This is a genomic window from Bradyrhizobium sp. WYCCWR 12699 (assembly GCF_032144035.1).
Taxonomy (GTDB): Bacteria; Pseudomonadota; Alphaproteobacteria; order Rhizobiales; family Xanthobacteraceae; genus Bradyrhizobium.
This window is the reverse complement of the sequence record NZ_JAVTJN010000003.1, coordinates 130964-147940: the sequence shown is the minus strand read 5'-3', so window position 1 is coordinate 147940 and position 16977 is coordinate 130964. Positions and strand designations below refer to the sequence as shown.

General features: G+C 59.6%; 16 protein-coding genes. 8 read left to right on the top strand and 8 right to left on the bottom strand.

Going from position 1 to position 16977, the window contains the following annotated elements:
* Positions 1 to 203 precede the first annotated feature (203 nt).
* From gspD to RPS27_RS02765, 3 genes are read left to right on the top strand one after another with little or no spacing between them, the layout of a single operon-like run.
* A complete protein-coding gene (gene gspD, locus RPS27_RS02775; protein WP_128955149.1) occupies positions 204 to 2501 on the top strand; it encodes a type II secretion system secretin GspD in 2298 nt (765 codons plus the stop codon).
* 16 nt (positions 2502 to 2517) lie between these two features.
* Positions 2518 to 3117, top strand: a complete 600-nt coding sequence (locus RPS27_RS02770; RefSeq protein WP_128930076.1) for a prepilin peptidase — start codon at positions 2518 to 2520, stop codon at positions 3115 to 3117.
* A 45-nt stretch (positions 3118 to 3162) separates the two neighbouring features.
* Positions 3163 to 3648, top strand: a complete 486-nt coding sequence (locus tag RPS27_RS02765; RefSeq protein ID WP_128930077.1) for an SEL1-like repeat protein — start codon at positions 3163 to 3165, stop codon at positions 3646 to 3648.
* Between the two features lie 732 nt (positions 3649 to 4380).
* Here the strand turns inward: RPS27_RS02765 and RPS27_RS02760 are convergent.
* Together RPS27_RS02760 and RPS27_RS02755 are read right to left on the bottom strand one after the other, a co-directional pair.
* Positions 4381 to 5466, bottom strand: a complete 1086-nt coding sequence (locus tag RPS27_RS02760; RefSeq protein ID WP_128930203.1) for a TRAP transporter substrate-binding protein — start codon at positions 5464 to 5466, stop codon at positions 4381 to 4383.
* Positions 5467 to 5554: 88 nt separating this feature from the next.
* On the bottom strand, positions 5555 to 7231 hold the full coding sequence (locus RPS27_RS02755) for a thiamine pyrophosphate-binding protein (RefSeq protein ID WP_164933594.1): 1677 nt from the start codon (positions 7229 to 7231) through the stop codon (positions 5555 to 5557).
* 183 nt (positions 7232 to 7414) lie between these two features.
* Between RPS27_RS02755 and RPS27_RS02750 the strand changes: the two genes are divergently transcribed.
* From RPS27_RS02750 to RPS27_RS02740, 3 genes are all read left to right on the top strand, one after another.
* Positions 7415 to 8890, top strand: coding sequence for an aldehyde dehydrogenase (locus RPS27_RS02750; protein WP_128955150.1), 1476 nt, complete (start codon positions 7415 to 7417; stop codon positions 8888 to 8890).
* 131 nt (positions 8891 to 9021) lie between these two features.
* A complete protein-coding gene (locus RPS27_RS02745) occupies positions 9022 to 10392 on the top strand; it encodes an amidohydrolase family protein (protein WP_128930081.1) in 1371 nt (456 codons plus the stop codon).
* Positions 10393 to 10493: 101 nt separating this feature from the next.
* Complete coding sequence (locus RPS27_RS02740) at positions 10494 to 11465, top strand: Bug family tripartite tricarboxylate transporter substrate binding protein (protein WP_164933595.1); 972 nt, start codon at positions 10494 to 10496, stop codon at positions 11463 to 11465.
* Positions 11466 to 11492: 27 nt separating this feature from the next.
* Here the strand turns inward: RPS27_RS02740 and RPS27_RS02735 are convergent, their stop codons facing one another.
* Positions 11493 to 12287, bottom strand: a complete 795-nt coding sequence (locus tag RPS27_RS02735) for a GntR family transcriptional regulator (protein WP_128930083.1) — start codon at positions 12285 to 12287, stop codon at positions 11493 to 11495.
* 553 nt (positions 12288 to 12840) lie between these two features.
* Between RPS27_RS02735 and RPS27_RS02730 the strand changes: the two genes are divergently transcribed.
* Positions 12841 to 13800: a LysR family transcriptional regulator gene (locus tag RPS27_RS02730; protein WP_128930084.1), complete on the top strand. Its 960-nt coding sequence runs from the start codon at positions 12841 to 12843 to the stop codon at positions 13798 to 13800.
* A gap of 790 nt (positions 13801 to 14590) precedes the next feature.
* Here RPS27_RS02730 and RPS27_RS02725 read toward each other — a convergent pair.
* Together RPS27_RS02725 and RPS27_RS02720 are read right to left on the bottom strand one after the other, a co-directional pair.
* Entirely contained in the window at positions 14591 to 15118 is a 528-nt protein-coding gene (locus RPS27_RS02725) for a GNAT family N-acetyltransferase (protein WP_128930085.1), read from the bottom strand.
* Positions 15106 to 15420: a DUF1778 domain-containing protein gene (locus RPS27_RS02720; RefSeq protein WP_128930086.1), complete on the bottom strand. Its 315-nt coding sequence runs from the start codon at positions 15418 to 15420 to the stop codon at positions 15106 to 15108. The genes RPS27_RS02725 and RPS27_RS02720 overlap by 13 nt, the downstream gene beginning before the upstream one ends.
* Positions 15421 to 15841: 421 nt before the next feature.
* On the opposite strand from RPS27_RS02720, the gene RPS27_RS02715 reads away from it, so the two are divergent.
* A complete protein-coding gene (locus RPS27_RS02715; protein ID WP_128930087.1) occupies positions 15842 to 16129 on the top strand; it encodes a type II toxin-antitoxin system Y4mF family antitoxin in 288 nt (95 codons plus the stop codon).
* Between the two features lie 9 nt (positions 16130 to 16138).
* Here the strand turns inward: RPS27_RS02715 and RPS27_RS02710 are convergent, their stop codons facing one another.
* The 3 genes from RPS27_RS02710 to RPS27_RS02700 are packed head-to-tail and all read right to left on the bottom strand — an operon-like array spanning position 16139 to position 16869.
* Positions 16139 to 16369 carry a hypothetical protein gene (locus tag RPS27_RS02710; protein ID WP_188637393.1) on the bottom strand — a complete coding sequence of 77 codons (231 nt, stop codon included), beginning with the start codon at positions 16367 to 16369 and terminating at the stop codon, positions 16139 to 16141.
* Positions 16370 to 16406: 37 nt separating this feature from the next.
* On the bottom strand, positions 16407 to 16589 hold the full coding sequence (locus RPS27_RS02705; RefSeq protein WP_188637394.1) for a hypothetical protein: 183 nt from the start codon (positions 16587 to 16589) through the stop codon (positions 16407 to 16409).
* 49 nt (positions 16590 to 16638) lie between these two features.
* Positions 16639 to 16869 carry a hypothetical protein gene (locus tag RPS27_RS02700; protein ID WP_188637395.1) on the bottom strand — a complete coding sequence of 77 codons (231 nt, stop codon included), beginning with the start codon at positions 16867 to 16869 and terminating at the stop codon, positions 16639 to 16641.
* Positions 16870 to 16977 lie beyond the last annotated feature (108 nt).

Here is a 16977-nt window from a genome sequence, read left to right as displayed (position 1 = left end):
CGCGGAGACATTGCTTTGCAGAATTGTCACGGGCGAAACGAAAGTGTCGGTGCAGCGATATTGTTGCATGCGGCTTAGCCGTTGCGACAACAACATAAGGAGTAACGTCAATCATTGAGAAGATTGGGCGCCGCGCGGTTCACGCGCTCGACGATCTGCTCGCATTTGTAATGAAGACGCGAGAGAGTGAGAGGCTACGCGCTATGTTGACACGCCTGCACCGTTTGCGATGTGGCGCGAAGCTGAAGAAGACAATTGCCCTAGTTGCCGCGGGGGCTCTGACGGGATGCGGCGCGCCACTCACGTGGCAGGACACTCACACCAAACCTGACGTAATGGATGAGGTTCGTAATCAGGATCTGCTTCCCCGATTTCCGGAACGCACCGCAGAAGCCGATCTGCAAGGCACTGTCCGGCCAGGTCGCGCCCAACTCTTTTCGGCCGAGCCGGTCTCTTCTATGCAGGCAATCGTGGCCCCGGCGACGAGTACCGGCACCGGTCCCGGGTATGAACTGAATTTCGAAAACGCCACGATTGCGTCGGTTGCAAAAACTGTACTCGGCGACATCCTGAAGACGAGCTACACAATCGACCCGCGTGCTCAGGGCAATATCAATATTGCGTCGGGAAGGCCGGTTCCGAAGCAGGACTTGCTGTTCGTGTTCGAGAGTGCGCTCCGATTGGCAGGAGTCGCGCTCGTCCGCGACGGCGCCGCTTATCGAATTGTCCCACAGACAGAGGCACTCGCAGCCGGCAGTCTTGATTCGCAGCCTGCAAACGTGGAGCCGGGATTTGGCGTCTCTGTCGTGCCGCTTCAATACATATCGGCCGGGACGCTGATGCAGCTCCTGGATAGTTTTGCTACGAAGCCCGGTGCGGTTCGCGTGGATAAGGCTCGCAACATGCTGCTGGTTCAGGGCACAGGGCCCGAGCGTCGCACGGTCGTCGATACGGCTGTTGGTTTCGACGTTGATTGGATGCGGGGGCAGTCAGTCGGTATCTTTCCACTCCAGAACAGCGCTCCTGAGCCTGTCCTGACAGAACTCGAAAAAATCTTGAATTCAAAGGAAGGCGACGTTGGGCACGATCTTGTCAAGTTTCAGGTAATGGAGCGCCGCAACGCGATTTTGGCGGTAACCTCCAAGCCGCAGCTCCTGCGAACGGTCCAGACTTGGATTGGCCGACTCGACGCATCAGATCCTGCCCGTGTTGTTGTACATGTCCGCCGGGTCAAGTACGGCGACGCCCGGCAGCTCGCGAAAGTGCTCGGCGAAATCTTCGGCGGAGGCAGCTCAAATGCAACCGACAGCGCGGCGGGACAGGTCGCGCCTGGGAGCGGTTTGGTGAGGACATCGTCCAATGCCGACCGACTACCAGCCATCTCAACGACTTCCAGCTCCTCCACAAGCACAAAAGGCAATACTGATTTCGGCGGAGGCGCACTCGGGGGCGGATCGCGAACAGGGAACGACACTGGCGGCTCGGAGCTACAGAGCGCTGGCCTTAGCGGCAGGCCCGTGATGGAGGGGATTCGCATCGCAGCCGACGTTTCCACGAACTCCCTGCTTATCTATGCGAACGCTCAGAATTACCGGACCGTCGAACAGACCATACGCCAGCTCGACCAACCGCAGGCTCAAGTCGCGATCGATGCGACCATCGCTGAAGTTACGCTCAACAACAATCTGAGCTACGGGGTTCAATTTTTCATCCAAAGCAAAAACCTCGGTATGGCTCCCGATCGAGGCTCCGCCCTGAACGTCCCAAGCTCCCCCCCAGGACAGCAGTCGAGCGTCCTCAATGGCGTCGCATCCGCTTTCCTTAACCGCGCCTTCCCAGGCTTTAATTTCCTCGTCGGCCCTGAGGCGCAGCCCAACATGATCATAGATGCGCTGCACGCGGTGACAGATGTCAAGATATTATCGAACCCTTCGCTGGTTGTGATCGACAATCAGGTCGGCACACTACTCGTTGGGAACGAGATCCCGGTATCGACCGGCACCGGCAACGTTCTCAATTCGGCGACCGGCACCAACAACACGATCATCAACTCAATCGACTATCGCAACACCGGCATTATCTTGCGCGTCATTCCTCGGGTTAGTCCCGACGGCAACGTGCGCCTCGATATCGAGCAAGAAATCAGTCAGGCGACGAACGCGACCGCGAACTCGCTCACGCCGACCGTCTCGCAACGCAAAGTGAAGAGCTCTGTCGCCGTGCCGAACGGGCAAACCGTACTCTTGGCAGGCCTCATTCAGGAAAACACTGAAGTCGATCGTGGTGGGATTCCGGTTCTCGACGAGATACCGAAAATTGGCGACCTCCTGTCGCACCAGAACAAGACGACGACCCGGACCGAGCTCATTATCTTCATCCGTCCGCAAGTCATTCGGGACAGCATTGCCGCCCACTACGTCGCCGAGGAGTTTCGGGCAAAGCTGCGCGGAACGGTCGAGTCCCTTCCTTCCAAGGGAAGACAACCGCCACTACTTCAATGAAGGAGCAACGAGGAAAATGCCGGAACGCCTCTCGCGTTGCTCGCAAAAGTTTCTCACGTTCCGAGCACCGACCCACGTCACGGTCACGGCGGCATTCGTCCTCTGCGCCGTCTGCATGGCGACGAGCGTCGCAGCGGATCCGAGCTCCGCAGGCCTCCTCGGGGCGGCATTCTCCGCCGTTGCCATCGCAATCGCCGTTATAGATGCGCGACTCTTCGTAATACCAGACGAACTGACCATCCTGGCGCTTGTACTCGGATTGGCAAACGTGTTCGTGCAACCTCCAGACTGGATGGTGCCGACGCTCGCGACGGCAGCATCGCGCGGAGCGGCATTAGCCGCGATGTTCTGGCTATTGCGCATCGCCTACAGGTCCGTCCGTCTGCGCGACGGCATCGGGTTGGGGGACGTCAAACTCGCCGGCGTTGCTGGAGTCTGGCTCGATTGGAATCTGATTCCAATCGCAATCGAGGTCGCGGCCGGATCAGCTTTAATCGCCTGCGGAATTGCGGCGCTTCTCCGTCGCGACAGCATCCAAGCCATCACCCGGCTGCCGTTCGGTCTGTTCTTCGCGCCAGCCATTTGGGTCACATGGCTGATATGGAAGGTCTGGTGAGGTTCGAATGATCGTTGCAGATTGCAAATCGACTCGGGAACATCTATGAAGAATGCACGCCCCCTGATCGGAACTTTGTTCCTCACACTGTGGACTATCGGCAACGTGTTCGGCGCCGAACTCTCCGAAAACGGGCGCTCATTCGCGCGGCGACATGTTTCGGCGGCGGGCGGTGCGATTGAAGCATGCCGGTCCGCTCGAGCCGCAGCTGTCTTGGGCTTCAGGCACGAACATGGCTTCAATGTCCCGCAGTCCTACGAGATAGCCGCGGCGTATTACCACACGGCAGCCGCATGCGGTGATCCGACAGGCCAATATTTGTTCGGCCTCTCCTACGATAAGGGGCATGGCGTTGCGCAGGATGGCGTTCTTGCGTACATGTGGCTGAATTTGGCTGCCGCCCACGCTCCTCAGCTACGGCGCCCGTATTACCTTCGAACAAGAGACGCGGTAGCCAATAATCTCACGCCTGCACAACTCAGCCAAGCTCAATGGCTAGCCATTCAATGGCGGCCCGGAACGGCACCTTAATCCCACTTTTCGAGGTTCCGACCAGGCCTTCTTCGATCATGTGCGAATGGTGCTAGCCGTCGCTTTTCGCGGCGCAGCTAGGATGCATCTGTAGACTCTCGGTTCGGCGGCGTGGCGGTCGACGTCGGTTCTGATCTGCTCGGGTTCGGCGCACGAGCCACCGGTCTTGCGCGCCTTCTGCTCAATTCCTTCGCTCGGAATAGCGAAATTCACAGCGAGCAGATCATTGCCGTGCCTTCTTAAGTTACGCCTTGCTTGCGTATTCACGTGGAGCCAGCCCGGCAATTTGGCTATAAAATGCGGAAAGTCAGTCCCATGGGCGGGTGACAAGGTCTGCCGGAGTTGCCGCCCCGGCGCCGAGCGGTTTTGGCGGTCCCAATCCGTCCAACATGATTGCATCGCCTTCCGGCGGCACCAACCTACTCCGCATGCGCCGGCTCGGGCTGTCCTGTGTTCGTGCTGAATTCGTTACTGGGCGTCGTTGCCGAGTAAGAACTCTGCGGCGTAGCACTATATATATCGCGTCAGGGCCCAGAGTTGTGTTACCGCACACAGTTCGAGGGGATGACGGAGCGTGCGCGGTAAGACCCTCACGATCCATATTCGGCCGCAGCCAGTCCAAGAAGGATAGCCAGCACGAAACTTCTTGGGCATCGTTTGAACGCGGCTGCTGGAAGTCGCCTGAGTTGCCGATGCGAAGCGCGGGCCCCCGAGCCCTAGAGACCGATCCGGTCACGTCTTGTACAAGCTATACAGATTGGATTCGAAGCTCGCTTCTGCGACCCTGAACCAGGTCACGATGTCCTCACGAAACTTCAGCCATTCGCTGTAGATCTTGCGAAACTCGGCATTCTTCTCCGTCTCTTCGGCGTAGAGCGAGAATGCCGCGCGATAGCCGCCCTCCATGATCTCGCGCGAGAATGGCCTGAGCTCGGTGCCGTTTGCGATCAGCCGACGCAGCGGCGCCATGTTGCTGGCGTCGTAATGCGACAGCATGTCCCAGGAGGCCTCCGCGGCGGCCACCTCGAATGCCCGCTGATAATGAGCAGGCAAGGCCGACCAAGCCTTCGCTCCTACATAGAAGGCCAACTGCCCCGTGCAATCCCACCAGCCCGGGTAATAGTAATATTTTGCGACTTTGTTGAAGCCCAGCTTCTCGTCATCGTAGGGGCCGACCCATTCGACCGCGTCAATCGTGCCTCTTTCTAGTGCAGCATAGGTGTCGCCGCCGGCAATGTTCTGAGGAACGACGCCGAGGCGTGCGACCACGTCGCCCGCAATGCCGGGGATGCGCATCTTGAGGCCCTTCAGATCATTGAGCGTATTGACCTCGCGGCGAAACCAACCGCCCATCTGCACGCCCGTGCTGCCGCCGGGAAAGTTCACGACGCCGTAGGACTTGAAGAACTCCCTGAACAGTTCGAGCCCGCCGCCGCGATACATCCACGACAGATGCTGGCGTGGCGTCATTCCGAACGGCAGCCCGGTGTCGATCGCAAACGCCTTGTTCTTGCCGCTGTAGTAGATCGATGCCGTGTGTCCTATCTCGACCGTTTCGCTCTGCACGGCATCGAGTACCTGCAGGCCTGGCACGATTTCCCCGGGGCCGAACACCTGAATCTGGAAGCCGCCATCCGTCATCTCCTCGACGTGCTTGGCAAGGCGAACGGCGATACCGTGAATGGTGTCGAGGTTCTTGGGATAGCTGGACGCCAGGCGCCAGCGGATCGTGGCCTTTTGCGCTCGGACGACAGAGGGGGCGGTCAGCGGCAACAGGCCGACCGCGGCAACTCCAACAATAGCTCGACGGGTCTTCATGGTTCCACCCTGGTTCTTTATGATTGTTGATTGTCGTAGGTTGGATCGCTGACGGCGTGCCCGCTCCTCCGGCGCGCCGTCCGCCAATCTAGAGCTTCCGTTCCATCACGGCATCGAAATTGGTGACGGGCGGAAAGGCTTCCTTGTCGATGACGACGTCGATCACGAACGGATTGGATGCCTTCATTGCGACCGCCATGGCTGCCACAAATTCCTCGCGATTGGTGGCGCGTGCGCCCCTTGCACCCAGCGCGATTCCGGCCGCGGCGAAGTCGACGCGCCCGAAATCGTTCGCTTCCGCAACCACATTTCCCTTCCAGCGATATTTCTCGTGATATTCGAAGGCGAGCGCGCTGTTGTTCATGACGATGATCACGACCGGCAGCCTGTAGCGAACCGCCGTCTCGACATCAGCCAGGTGATAGCCGGCGCCGCCGTCGCCGGTAATGCATACCACCTTCTCCGATCGCGCGATCTGGACGCCGAGCGAGGCGGGGAGCGCCCAGCCGAGCGATCCGACTGCGCGGAAGAAGGCGTCGTAACGCAGCGTCGGGAACAGCACGCCGGTCCAGGCAGCCATGTAACCTGTGTCTGCGACCAGCGTGATCTCGCTGCCATAGCGGGAGAGCTCGTCGAGCACCGAAAGCGGGGAGAGGGCCGTGTTGCCACCTGACGCAGCGAGTTGTTCGCGGTGATTAGCTGTCCATTTATCAGTATCGCGGCGGCAGCGGTCCAGCCAGGCGGACGATGTCCGCAAATTCTGCTGTTTAACGAGGTCAAGTAGGTCGGTGAGGAAGATCTTGATGTCGGCGCGGACACCGAGGCGTGGCGCGTAGGTGTTAATGAGGGAAGCCGGATCATGGTCGATCTGGATCACGGTCGCCTTGCGGCTCGGCAAAGTGTAGCCGTTGGTTGCCAGTCCGCCCAATCGGGTCCCGAGAGCGAGGGCGCAATCGGCCTCTGCCACGAGCTTGTTGGCGCTCACCGAGGAATAGCGTCCGACGATGCCGCAGAAATTCGGGTGTGACGTCAGAATGGCCGGCTTGCCGCCAGCCGTGGCGACGATCGGGATGCCCGCAAGGTCCGACAGCAGTGCCAGTTCGGCCCACGCGCCGGCAAGCCGCACGCCCTCGCCGACAAACAGAACCGGGCGCTCCGCGCGCTTGAGGAGGTCGAGCGCCGTAGCAACCTCGGTGCCGAGCGCACGCACCTTGCTGGCGGCATTTGAGTAGGAACGTTCTAGCCGGTTCGCGGTTTGCGGGTCCCCGGGCAGCGCGAAGAAATTCTTCGGCACGTCGAGATGGGTGGGTCCGCATGTCGGTGTCGCCGCGATGTGAAGCGCCTGCGAGACGAGACTCCCAGTCATCTCAGGAGCGGCGACGGCACCGTTCCACTTCGTGACGGGCTGGAAAATGACATGTTGGTCGAGGTCCTGATACTCGTTCATGTGCAGGGCTTGCGTCGCGGTCGCTCCTGTCAGCGCGAATACCGGCGATTGGGCCCAGACGGCATCTGCCAGTGCGGCCGCGACGTTGGCGGCGCCGGGCCCGGCCTGCCCATAGGCCGGCGCGACGCGGCCGCTGGCGCGGGCATAACCGTCCGCCATGTAGACCGCGCTGGCCTCGCTGCGTGCGACCACCATTCGAATTCCGGCATCGCGAAGCGCGATCCACAACGGCTGGTCGCCGCCGGTGAGGAGGAAGAAGTTCTCGACACCGGCATGCTTTAGCGCAGCGGTGATGTCGGTGGCCACGTTGTTTGTCATTCTAGTCCTCCCCGCGCGGGTTCGTCGACCTGCAACGTCAATAAAGTATGTCATACCGTATTATTGCAAAAGATATTTTGTCAAACCTCCCTCAGGGCGCGTAGTAAGCAATAGCTTGACCTCACTAAAAGCCAATAATACGATATTATGATTCCAGATATTTATGCTGCAGGGAGGCGTTCCGTGAAGAAGTACCAGATGTATATCGGTGGAAAGTGGGAGGATCCGGCCTCGGGCGAGTGGTTCGAGACCATGAATCCCTACACCGCCGAGCCATGGGCGTTGATCCCGCGCGGCAATGCCGAGGATGCCGCGCGCGCAGTCCAGGCGGCGCATCGGGCGATGAATGTGGGGCCGTGGCCCAAGCTGAATGCAACGCAGCGCGGCGCGCTGATGCGCAAGCTGGGGGACCTGATCGCGGCGAATGCAGAGCGGCTCGCCGAGATCGAAGTGAGGGACAACGGCAAGCTGATCAGCGAGATGCGAGGGCAGCTCAATTACATTCCGCAATGGTACTATTACTTCGGCGGCCTCGCGGACAAGATTCAGGGCTCGGTCATCCCGATCGACAAGCCCAACATGTTCACCTACACCAAGCACGAGCCGGTCGGCGTCGTCGTCGGTATCATCCCCTGGAATTCGCCGTTGATGCTGGTCGCCTGGAAGCTTGCGCCGGCGCTGGCGGCCGGAAATACCGTGGTGCTCAAGCCCTCGGAATTCACCTCCGCATCGCTCCTCGAGATGATGGCGCTGGTGGAGGAGGCGGGCTTCCCCCCTGGGGTCATCAACGTGGTTACCGGCTTTGGCAATGAGGTCGGGCCGGCGCTGGTCGAGCATCCTCAGGTCGCCAAGGTCGCGTTCACCGGCTCCGATGCCACCGGCCAGAAGATCTACAAGGGCGCTGCGCGCGGCCTGAAACGCGTCAGCCTGGAGCTGGGCGGCAAGTCGCCCAATATCGTGTTCGACGACGCCAATCTCGACAATGCGGTCAACGGCGCCATTGCCGGAATCTTCGCGGCCGTCGGGCAGGCGTGCATCGCCGGTTCGCGAATGCTGGTACAGGAATCTGTCCACGACGCCTTCGTCGAAAAGCTCCTGAAGGCGGCGGCCACGATCAAGATGGGCGATCCAATGCAGAACGAAACACAGGTCGGGCCGGTCGCCAACCGGCCGCAGTTCGACAAGGTCCTCGCCTATATGGAGATCGGCAAGAAGGATGGCGCGCATCTGGCACTCGGAGGCGATCGTGCCCATCGGCCGGAATGCGGCAAGGGTCTCTTCGTCGAGCCCACGGTCTTCACCGGCGTCAAGAACAGCATGAGGATCGCGCAGGAGGAGGTGTTCGGCCCGATCCTGTCCGTGATCCCATTTCGCGATGAGGAGGAAGCCGTCGAGATCGGCAACGACATCCTCTTTGGTCTGGCCGCAGGCGTCTGGACGCAGAACATGAAGCGCGCCCATGTCATGGCTGACCGGCTAAAGGCCGGCATGGTCTGGGTCAATACCTACCGCACGGTGAGCTACATGGCCCCGTTCGGCGGTTACAAGCGCAGCGGTCTCGGTCGCGAAAACGGCATCGAGGCCATCAACGAATACATGCAGACCAAGACCGTCTGGATGAGCAGCGGCGACGAGCCCTATCCGTTCGTGCTGCGATAAATCGCTGAGTTAGGTGATCCAGGGCGCATCGTCTCGGGATCAATTGCTAATTGCTCGTAATATAGTACTATAAGATTTAATGGCCCCTGGGACCAACCCGTGGGGAACGAGGAAACAGGGAGGAGCGCCGCATGAGAGCCGCATCGGTCGTCATCTTGGCCATCGCGGGCCTGTGTCTATCGGGCATGCCGGGACAGGCGCAAACAAAGTCAGTCGTCCTGAAGGGAGCCACTCTGATCGACGGAGCGGGTGGAAAGCCGCTTCCCGATTCCGTCTTGGTCATTCGCGACGGACGCATCGCGGCCGTTGGGTCCGTAACGGCGGTGCCGGTGCCATCCGATGCCGATGTCGTTGACCTCAAGGGCAAGTCCATCATCCCCGGCATGATCTCGGATCATTCCCATGTGGGTATCGTCAGGGGCCTCAAGGCGAGTCCGGACAACTATAATCGCGACTACATCTTGTCCCAACTTCGACAGTGGGAGGCCTATGGCGTCACCACGATCACGTCGCTGGGCCTGAACGCACCTGAATTCTACGATCTGCGAGCGGATCTACATGCCGGCAAGGCGCCAGGGGCCGACATCTTTGGCGCCGACCGCGGCATTGGGGTTGCGATGGGAGCACCGCCCGTGGCGATCGTTCCCGTCGGCCCGAACCAGATCTATCGCCCGGATACGCCCGACGCAGCGCGCGAAGCGGTGAGGGAGATGGCGGGACGCAAGACCGACCTGATCAAGATCTGGCTTGACGACTTCGGCAAGCTGCTGCCAGTCAAAGTGAAGCCGGAGGTCTATACCGCCGCCGTCGACGAGGCCCACAAGAACGCGCTTCGGGTCGCCTTCCACATCAACGACCTCGAAGATGCTCAGGCCGCCCTGAAGGCCGGCGCTGACATTCTGGCGCACGGCATCCGTGACAAAGAGATCGATCCGCCGACGATCGAATTGATGAAGAAGAATGCCGCCTGGTACGTTCCCACCTTGGCGCTCGACGATTCAAATTTCATTTTTGCCGACAAGCCGCAGGTCTCGGCGGATCCGTTCGTGAACCGGGCACTGGATCCCGCCGTGAAGACGCAATTGGAGGATCCGGCTTGGCAGCAGAAGGTCCATGACGCACCAGCTTCCGAGCGCGCCCGCAAGGCGCTGGCGATGAACCAGAAGAACCTGATGACGCTTTACAAGGCAGGTATCGGCATCGGGTTCGGATCCGATTCCGGCGTGGGCCTGCGTTTCCCCGGCATTGCCGAACATCGTGAGCTCGATCTCATGGTTGAAGCCGGCCTCACGCCGATGCAGGCGCTGACCATCGCGACCAGCGGCGCGGCGAAGCTGCTCAAGCTGGATGACCGCGGTGTCCTGCTAGCTGGCAAGCTCGCCGATCTCGTCGTGCTCGACGCCGATCCATCGGCCGACATAGCCAACGTCCACAAGATCTCGGCGGTCTGGCACCGCGGAAAACCTGTTGCAGGGCCGATCGCAACGTTTGCGCAGCGATAAGGAGAATGGGCGGGGCCGGCGACGCTTGCATGCCGTCCTGGGCCACCCCCCGAACTGTTGGTCCGAAGTCTTGTTCTCGATCATCACCTCGGGAGAAACACATGGGACAACTGACACGACGTGCCGTGCTCGCCGGCGCACTCGCCACCCCCTTTGTTGCCAGGGCAGAGGACTGGCCTGCGGGTCAGATGAAGTTCATCATCCCGTTTCCTGCCGGCGGAACGCTGGACGCTATCGCCCGTCTGGTTCAGCCGGGTTTGCAGCAGAGACTGGGAACGACGATCATCATCGAAAACCGTCCGGGCGCAGCGGGCAGCATCGGCGCGGCGGCAGTGGCGAAGTCACCGCCAGATGGCCGCACGTGGCTGTTCGTATTCGATACTCACGCGACCAACCCGGTGACGCAGCCGAGCCTGCCATATAATTCCGAGACAGATCTGGATCCGGTCATGCTGGTCGGTACGGCGCCGAACATCATTGCCTGTCAGCCGTCACGCCCTTACCAGACTTTGGCTGAGTTGATCGCTGCGTCGAAAGCCAAGCAGGGCGGCTTCGCATTTGCGTCGGCTGGAACGGCGAGTCTTGGCCATCTCACGATGCTGCTGCTTGCCAAACGCTCCGGCGCGCAGTGGAGCCACGTTGCCTATAAGGGAGCAGCCCCCGCGGTGAACGACGCGATTGCGGGACATATTGACCTGATCATCGCAGCGACCACGGTGCTCAACAGCCAGATCGACGCCAAGTTGCTGCGCCCTCTCGCTCAGACCGGCGCAACACGCCACCCGACCCTTCCCGACGTACCGACGCTCGCCGAAAGCGGGTTTCCCGATCTCGTCGCGACGCCTTGGTGGGGACTGTATGCGCCCGGGAAGACGCCCAAACAGATCATCGCGCGTTTCAATACAGAGATGCGCGCGGTTCTGAAGGACGCCAGCGTGACGGGACGGATCAACGCGATGGGGCTGACGGTCGCTGCGAGCGATCCGGACTACATGCGCAACTTTTACGCGGAGCAGGCGCATATTTGGGGGCAGGTGGTTCGAGACAACGGTCTCCAGGCCGAGGGTGGATAGCAGATAGACCATCGCGCGGACCGGTTTTTACATCGTCACCCTACCGACCGGATTATTTGGTGCCGCGTCACGGCGCGGCCGTCCCCGCGGACGTTTCGCCCGAAGCGCGGCTTCCGCGTCCAGCGCGGCCTGGTGTTCCGCCGCCACCTCCAGCTGCTCCAGCACCTTGAGGGTTGCTCTCGCGCCCATGTTGACGTGATTGACGGCAGCCTGCCACGCCGCCTGCGGCTTCCGTGTGATGATCGCGTCGATTATCGCATGGACCTCGACAGCGTTTTCCTTCAGGCGTTCGGGCTGCGACAGAACAATGGGACGAAGATAGCTGAGACGTGCGCGAATGACGCTCACGAAGCCCTTGACGACGCTGTTGGCCGAAACGCTCATCAGGAATTCGTCGAGCTGATTCTTGCATTCGAGCACCTTAGCAACGCTACCTGATTTGAAGGCGCGGTCCAAATCTCGTTTGAGCCGGTGCAAGTCCTTGATTTCGCGCTCAGAGATCCGCTCGGCGGCGGTCCTTGCCGTCAGCCCTTCCAGCATACCCCTGACTTCATAGTGTTGCCGCGCCTCGTCGGGGGATACCCGCGCCACCACGGGTCCTTGATTGGGGATGTTGTCGACGATGCCCTCGGCCTCCAGTTGCCGCAGGGCTTCACGGACGGCAGTCCTACTGACGCCGGTCCATGCACACAGCTCGCCTTCCTTCAACCGCTCGCCTGGTTGAAAGCGGCCATCAATGATGGCGGTGCGCAGATTGCTTGCGACCTGTTGCCGGAGCGGTGCGGCCTTGGCCGGTACGCGCTGGACTTTGGAAACCTTCACGCAGTAATTCCTTGTACTAATTCGGTAATTGGTATCATACAATACTAGTTGATTATCCTGCTGCCTAGCTGCGATTTAGTCTCCTCAGGCTTGAGACGCTCGGACTGACATTGCCGAATATCCAACTTGCACTGGGCGAGAACGAGCCGCGGTCGAAAGAGTTGCCGCCGCACGCGCCTTGCCATCCTTGCTCACCAGGCGTCAAGGTCGGAAAGGGGTCCTGCGGATTGCGGCTCAACGAAGCACGTTCTCGCGGTCCTTTTCGCAGATCGCCGTTCAGGCCCCGCAGACCCATTCATACCTACGATGCCGGAGAGCTCGGCAGCCGCCGCCCTTGCGATGCGTTTGCCCAAGCTAGCTGGCGAATGGGCGAGGAAGAAACCAACGTCTACTGGTGCGCTCTGCCAGGCTCGCATAAGCTGAGTGGCTAACATGTGAGGGCCAAAAATTCATGCGGCAAGCTCGGTTTGACGGTTGGTTGCAGAGCTGTCGCGGTCCCGTCCGCACAAGCCGAACGGCATTTGCTATGTATCAATTCGCCCGTTCATAAGCCATGGACCTACGACAGCTTCGGTACTTCGTTTTCGTCGCGGATCTGAAGAGCATCGCCCGCGCTTCGGCTCACCTCGGCGTAGCAGGCCCTGCCATCAGCCGGTCAATCAGTGCTCTCGAAGACGAACTGCGAACGCCGCTGTTCGACCGAGACGGGAGAGGCATGCAGATGACGGAAGCAGGCCTCATGCTGCACCGAAGCGCATCCCAAATCCTGCGCGACGTGGAGCTTGTTCGTCAGGAGGTCATGGCCGAAGGAAAACACCTGACCGGCGACGTGATTATCGGAGCCACGCCGTCGGTTATCGCCATGGCGGGAGCGGAGCTCATCAGGGCCTGTCGCGAACGTCTGCCTCGCGTTCGTCCGCGCTTACTTGAGGGATATAGCGCTTATTTGCAAAACTGGGTGCTGACCGGCTCGATCGATGTCGCATTAGTCAACGGCCTTCAGCCAGATAGCCCGCGCCTCGTCAGTGAGTGCCTTGCCGTCGAGCGGCTGTTCGCCATCGGGCCACCAGGGATGTTCGCTGGCGATCCGGTCGGCCTTGCGAGCCTCCTTGAACATGCTCTGCTGCTTCCGTCGGCTCAAAATCCGATCCGAAGTTTGCTGGATGCGGGCGCCGCTGGCCTCAATCTCTCCGTATCCACGGTGCTGGAGATCGATTCCGTTACCCTTCTGAAAGACCTCGTGCGACAGGGCCTTGCTCCCGCTGTCCTCCCCTTCGGCGCTGTCAAATACGAGCTCGAGACTGGCGTCTTGAGCGCCAGCCCCATTGTCACCCCCGAAATCAGAAGCGATCTGGACCTCATTTACCTTGCCGATCGTCCGCCAACGCGAGTGGCATCCGAGGTGATCGACATGCTTCTGGAAATCCTACGCCAGATCGTTTCCAAAAAGGAGCCGAATGGTTTCGTCGAGATCCGGCATCGCGCCAGCGTCCGCCGCAAGGCAAAGACGTAGCCAAATCGCCGACAGCCAGAAGCGCGTGCCCACATAGCTCGATAGTGTCCACTGCTCGTAAAGGCCGGTGCGCAACACTCGAAACGAGGCAATGGTACCGGAGCCAAAGGCCATCATGGGTGTTAAGCGCTGGCGACTTCGCAATGAAGGCGTGATCCCTTTGTCGGCCTAACTGTTTCTGCGCGTTTGAGATGGGGCGTCTGAGGTTGACCTTCGCCAAACCGTCGCACGGATTCCGGCCGCCGTGAACGGCAGCAACTCCAGCCAAGGCTCAATTTCCCAGACCGTGATCTTCACTGGCCTTTCCGCGTCGGAATTGTGGGGCAGGCAGGGGTCAATGTCGATTTCACCAAGCGTAAGTTTCATGTTCATGAGCGCGCCGACGAATACAATCAGCTCGGCCGCCCGAAATCAGGCTCGGAGGAGCGTTCGTCCCATTGCCGCCGATCGCATTCAATGCGTTGCGTGAATGGAGGCTGCAATGTCCCAAGCCCGATCTCGGATCGGTGTTTCCAGTCCGGTGAAGGACGTCGAGATCGTCACCCGCGATTACATGGTCAAACGGGGCCCTGTGACCGGTGCAAATCGCCGCCGGTATCACCAAGTTAGGTAAGGCTCCAACGAGAAGGCCATGGACGCCGCAAAATATCCGGGCTTCACTCTCTTTCGGCACTTCTTTGCGAGCTGATATATAAACCGCAAGGTTGATGGCGGGCTTGAATTGCGGCGCCTAAGGTGGTCCAGGAGCGGCTCGGCCATTCGGTACTGGGGCAGTTGGATTGTGACGCCATTAGAGTGCGTCGATGGCAGTTTCGATAGGGAGGAAAAATGTTCGGGACCCAATCGGACTTTCTATGAATTCCGCTTCTTTCCAAAAAGCGGCAGCCTTCTCATCGATCGCGTGTACCAGGATGGCGCGAATACCGATCGTTTCAGATGCGTGAACGATTTGGTGGAGGGCATGTTGAAGCAGGTCTTGGCCGAGCCCCTTGCCCTTGTAGGTAAGATCTCGCGCCAAGCGGCCTATAATGGCTACAGGTACGGGATTTGGGAGTCCGTGCCTTTTTATGGGCGGCTTGGGAATTGCAGCCCTCTCAACACTTCCAGAGGCGATGCAGTAGTAGCCTACGACCGAATTGCCCTCGCAAACAACATAGGTGCGAGCAGTCTTGCCCTCGCTGTCGAGGGCGCGATTCTTCAACCAATCGGTCAGGGCTTCATTACCGCAATCAAAGCGGCTAAAGTCATGCGTCGGCTTGAGAAGCGTGGGGGAGGTTATGCCCGCACGCTTCCTCGGATGTTCGATTACTTCTGCCAAAGCGGCTTACGCTTCATCAGTGCCTTCAACTTGGTCCCGGCCGGAGGCGGGTTATCAAGTGCATTCAAGAAGGCATCGTGCTTCTCTGGATCAAGGACAAATAACCTTTGGTCCAAAAGCACATCGATGGCATGTTGCCGCGCACTATCCAGCATGAATTCGCTAAGCGTCTTGCCCACCGCCACTGCAGCGGTATCGATCAAGTGCTTTACCTGTGCGGTAGCGCGAATGTGGATATTGGTTTCGCTCCGGACGCGGCGCGACCTTACTCGCGCCGCAGGGCGCTGTAGTGCTGCTTCCATTGCGGTTACTCCTCACTTCTTATGAAGCGTTATATTGCATTCGTGTACACAATGTCAACACGGTTCGAATGGTTCCGAAGAAACTATCCAAAAAAGGGCCGAAGAGGACATAAGTGACCAATGGATCAACCGAAACGTTCACATAACCCAACTTAACTCCCCAAGTCGATTCTCAACGGGCGAGGTCCCTGGCAACGGTCGGAAAACCAAAAGCGGAAAAAACCCAGCTGCGGTCGAGCGGGGTCGCCGCTTGCTTGGTCAATGCCAAACTAAGCCGCTGTCGGCGTCTCAAATGATTGGACATCCCGGCGCAGATGTCGTCGATCGGCGACATTCTAAAATGTTGTCAAACGCTGACATTTCCGATTGTCAGCGAACGGCGACACGGTAATGTAAGCGATCGCTGACATTTGGATGTTCCATGCTCACACGTACCGCAGCCGATCTTGGCGCCGTCATCCGCGACCGGCGCAAGCGCCTCAAGCTCGATCAGTCGACGCTAGCTAAACAGGTTGGTGTCAGTCGCCAATGGATCATCGAAGTCGAGCATGGCCACCAGCGCGCAGAACTCGGGCTCATCCTTCGCGTCCTTGATGCTCTCGGCATCAAGCTCGATGCAGACAGCAATCTCTCCTCGGGCCACGCCGCCCCGAAGTCCGCCGTCGATCTGGATGCCATTGTGGCGAAAGCCAAGAAAGGCAAGCCATAATGGCCGAGCTCATTGCACTCCTTGAACGAAGTCGGTCGCGTCCGTAGTGATGCACGCGGCCGGCTGATCGTCGACGTTGGAAATCAGTGCATTGAACGTCATGCGTCGAAAAAGTTCTTTCGCATCCTTTCCCGGCTCCTCCGTGACCCGGCGCATCTCTTCCGCCATCAACACATAGGACCAGCGATCGCGCATCTCGACGGCTTCATCAGCTCGCAAACCGGTTAGCCCGCTGATCATCCGCGAACGCAAATATCCCTTGCCCGTCTACGTGCGATCAAAGCGCTTGACGAGAAGAACGTCCTTCGCTGCAAACCTTGGCCAACTCGAGCATCGCGCGTTCGACGCGAGTGTTGTTCCAGCGGTCGTCCGGACGATTGAACTTTGCGATCCAGAATCCGTGGTCATCTTCGACGACAGCTTTCGGACGGGCTCCGCCCATGGAGGTGCCGAGCAGCATCCAGTCTCGAACCTGGGCGCCTTCCTCGGTTTTACATCTTCCTAGAGCATCAAGGCTTCGGCGATTTCCTGAAGCTTTGCAAGTTCGAGCGTCTTGTTGAATTTGCGACGTGGTGCCGGAGGTTGTTGACCAAGTCCAAACCAAGCGCCCCTACGCCGTCGTCGGCTGAATTCAGCAGATAGTCGAGTTCGCCAAGCTGGGGAACCCCGGCATGCTTCTCGATGACGCGGCGACCCCAATAGTCCGAGCTTGCATCGCGTAACGCGCCAAAGACCGCCATTCAGTCGGCCTGTTTCGTAAGTCTCATCCGATAATTCAAGCTCGATAGGATCAATCGCGACCGCATCTCCGTTTGAGAGGTACAACTTGCCGTAGACGAAGCGAGCCA

What these genes read in the sequence shown, in the direction of transcription:
- RPS27_RS02730 (WP_128930084.1), top strand. Translation starts at nt 12,841, where the DNA reads ATGGACCTACGACAGCTTCGGTACTTCGTTTTCGTCGCGGATCTGAAG.
- RPS27_RS02755 (WP_164933594.1), bottom strand. Translation starts at nt 7,231, where the DNA reads ATGACAAACAACGTGGCCACCGACATCACCGCTGCGCTAAAGCATGCC.
- RPS27_RS02705 (WP_188637394.1), bottom strand. Translation starts at nt 16,589, where the DNA reads ATGCTGCTCGGCACCTCCATGGGCGGAGCCCGTCCGAAAGCTGTCGTC.
- RPS27_RS02770 (WP_128930076.1), top strand. Translation starts at nt 2,518, where the DNA reads ATGCCGGAACGCCTCTCGCGTTGCTCGCAAAAGTTTCTCACGTTCCGA.
- RPS27_RS02760 (WP_128930203.1), bottom strand. Translation starts at nt 5,466, where the DNA reads ATGAAGACCCGTCGAGCTATTGTTGGAGTTGCCGCGGTCGGCCTGTTG.
- RPS27_RS02715 (WP_128930087.1), top strand. Translation starts at nt 15,842, where the DNA reads ATGCTCACACGTACCGCAGCCGATCTTGGCGCCGTCATCCGCGACCGG.
- RPS27_RS02700 (WP_188637395.1), bottom strand. Translation starts at nt 16,869, where the DNA reads ATGGCGGTCTTTGGCGCGTTACGCGATGCAAGCTCGGACTATTGGGGT.
- gspD (WP_128955149.1), top strand. Translation starts at nt 204, where the DNA reads ATGTTGACACGCCTGCACCGTTTGCGATGTGGCGCGAAGCTGAAGAAG.
- RPS27_RS02765 (WP_128930077.1), top strand. Translation starts at nt 3,163, where the DNA reads ATGAAGAATGCACGCCCCCTGATCGGAACTTTGTTCCTCACACTGTGG.
- RPS27_RS02710 (WP_188637393.1), bottom strand. Translation starts at nt 16,369, where the DNA reads ATGATCAGCGGGCTAACCGGTTTGCGAGCTGATGAAGCCGTCGAGATG.
- RPS27_RS02720 (WP_128930086.1), bottom strand. Translation starts at nt 15,420, where the DNA reads ATGGAAGCAGCACTACAGCGCCCTGCGGCGCGAGTAAGGTCGCGCCGC.
- RPS27_RS02745 (WP_128930081.1), top strand. Translation starts at nt 9,022, where the DNA reads ATGAGAGCCGCATCGGTCGTCATCTTGGCCATCGCGGGCCTGTGTCTA.
- RPS27_RS02740 (WP_164933595.1), top strand. Translation starts at nt 10,494, where the DNA reads ATGGGACAACTGACACGACGTGCCGTGCTCGCCGGCGCACTCGCCACC.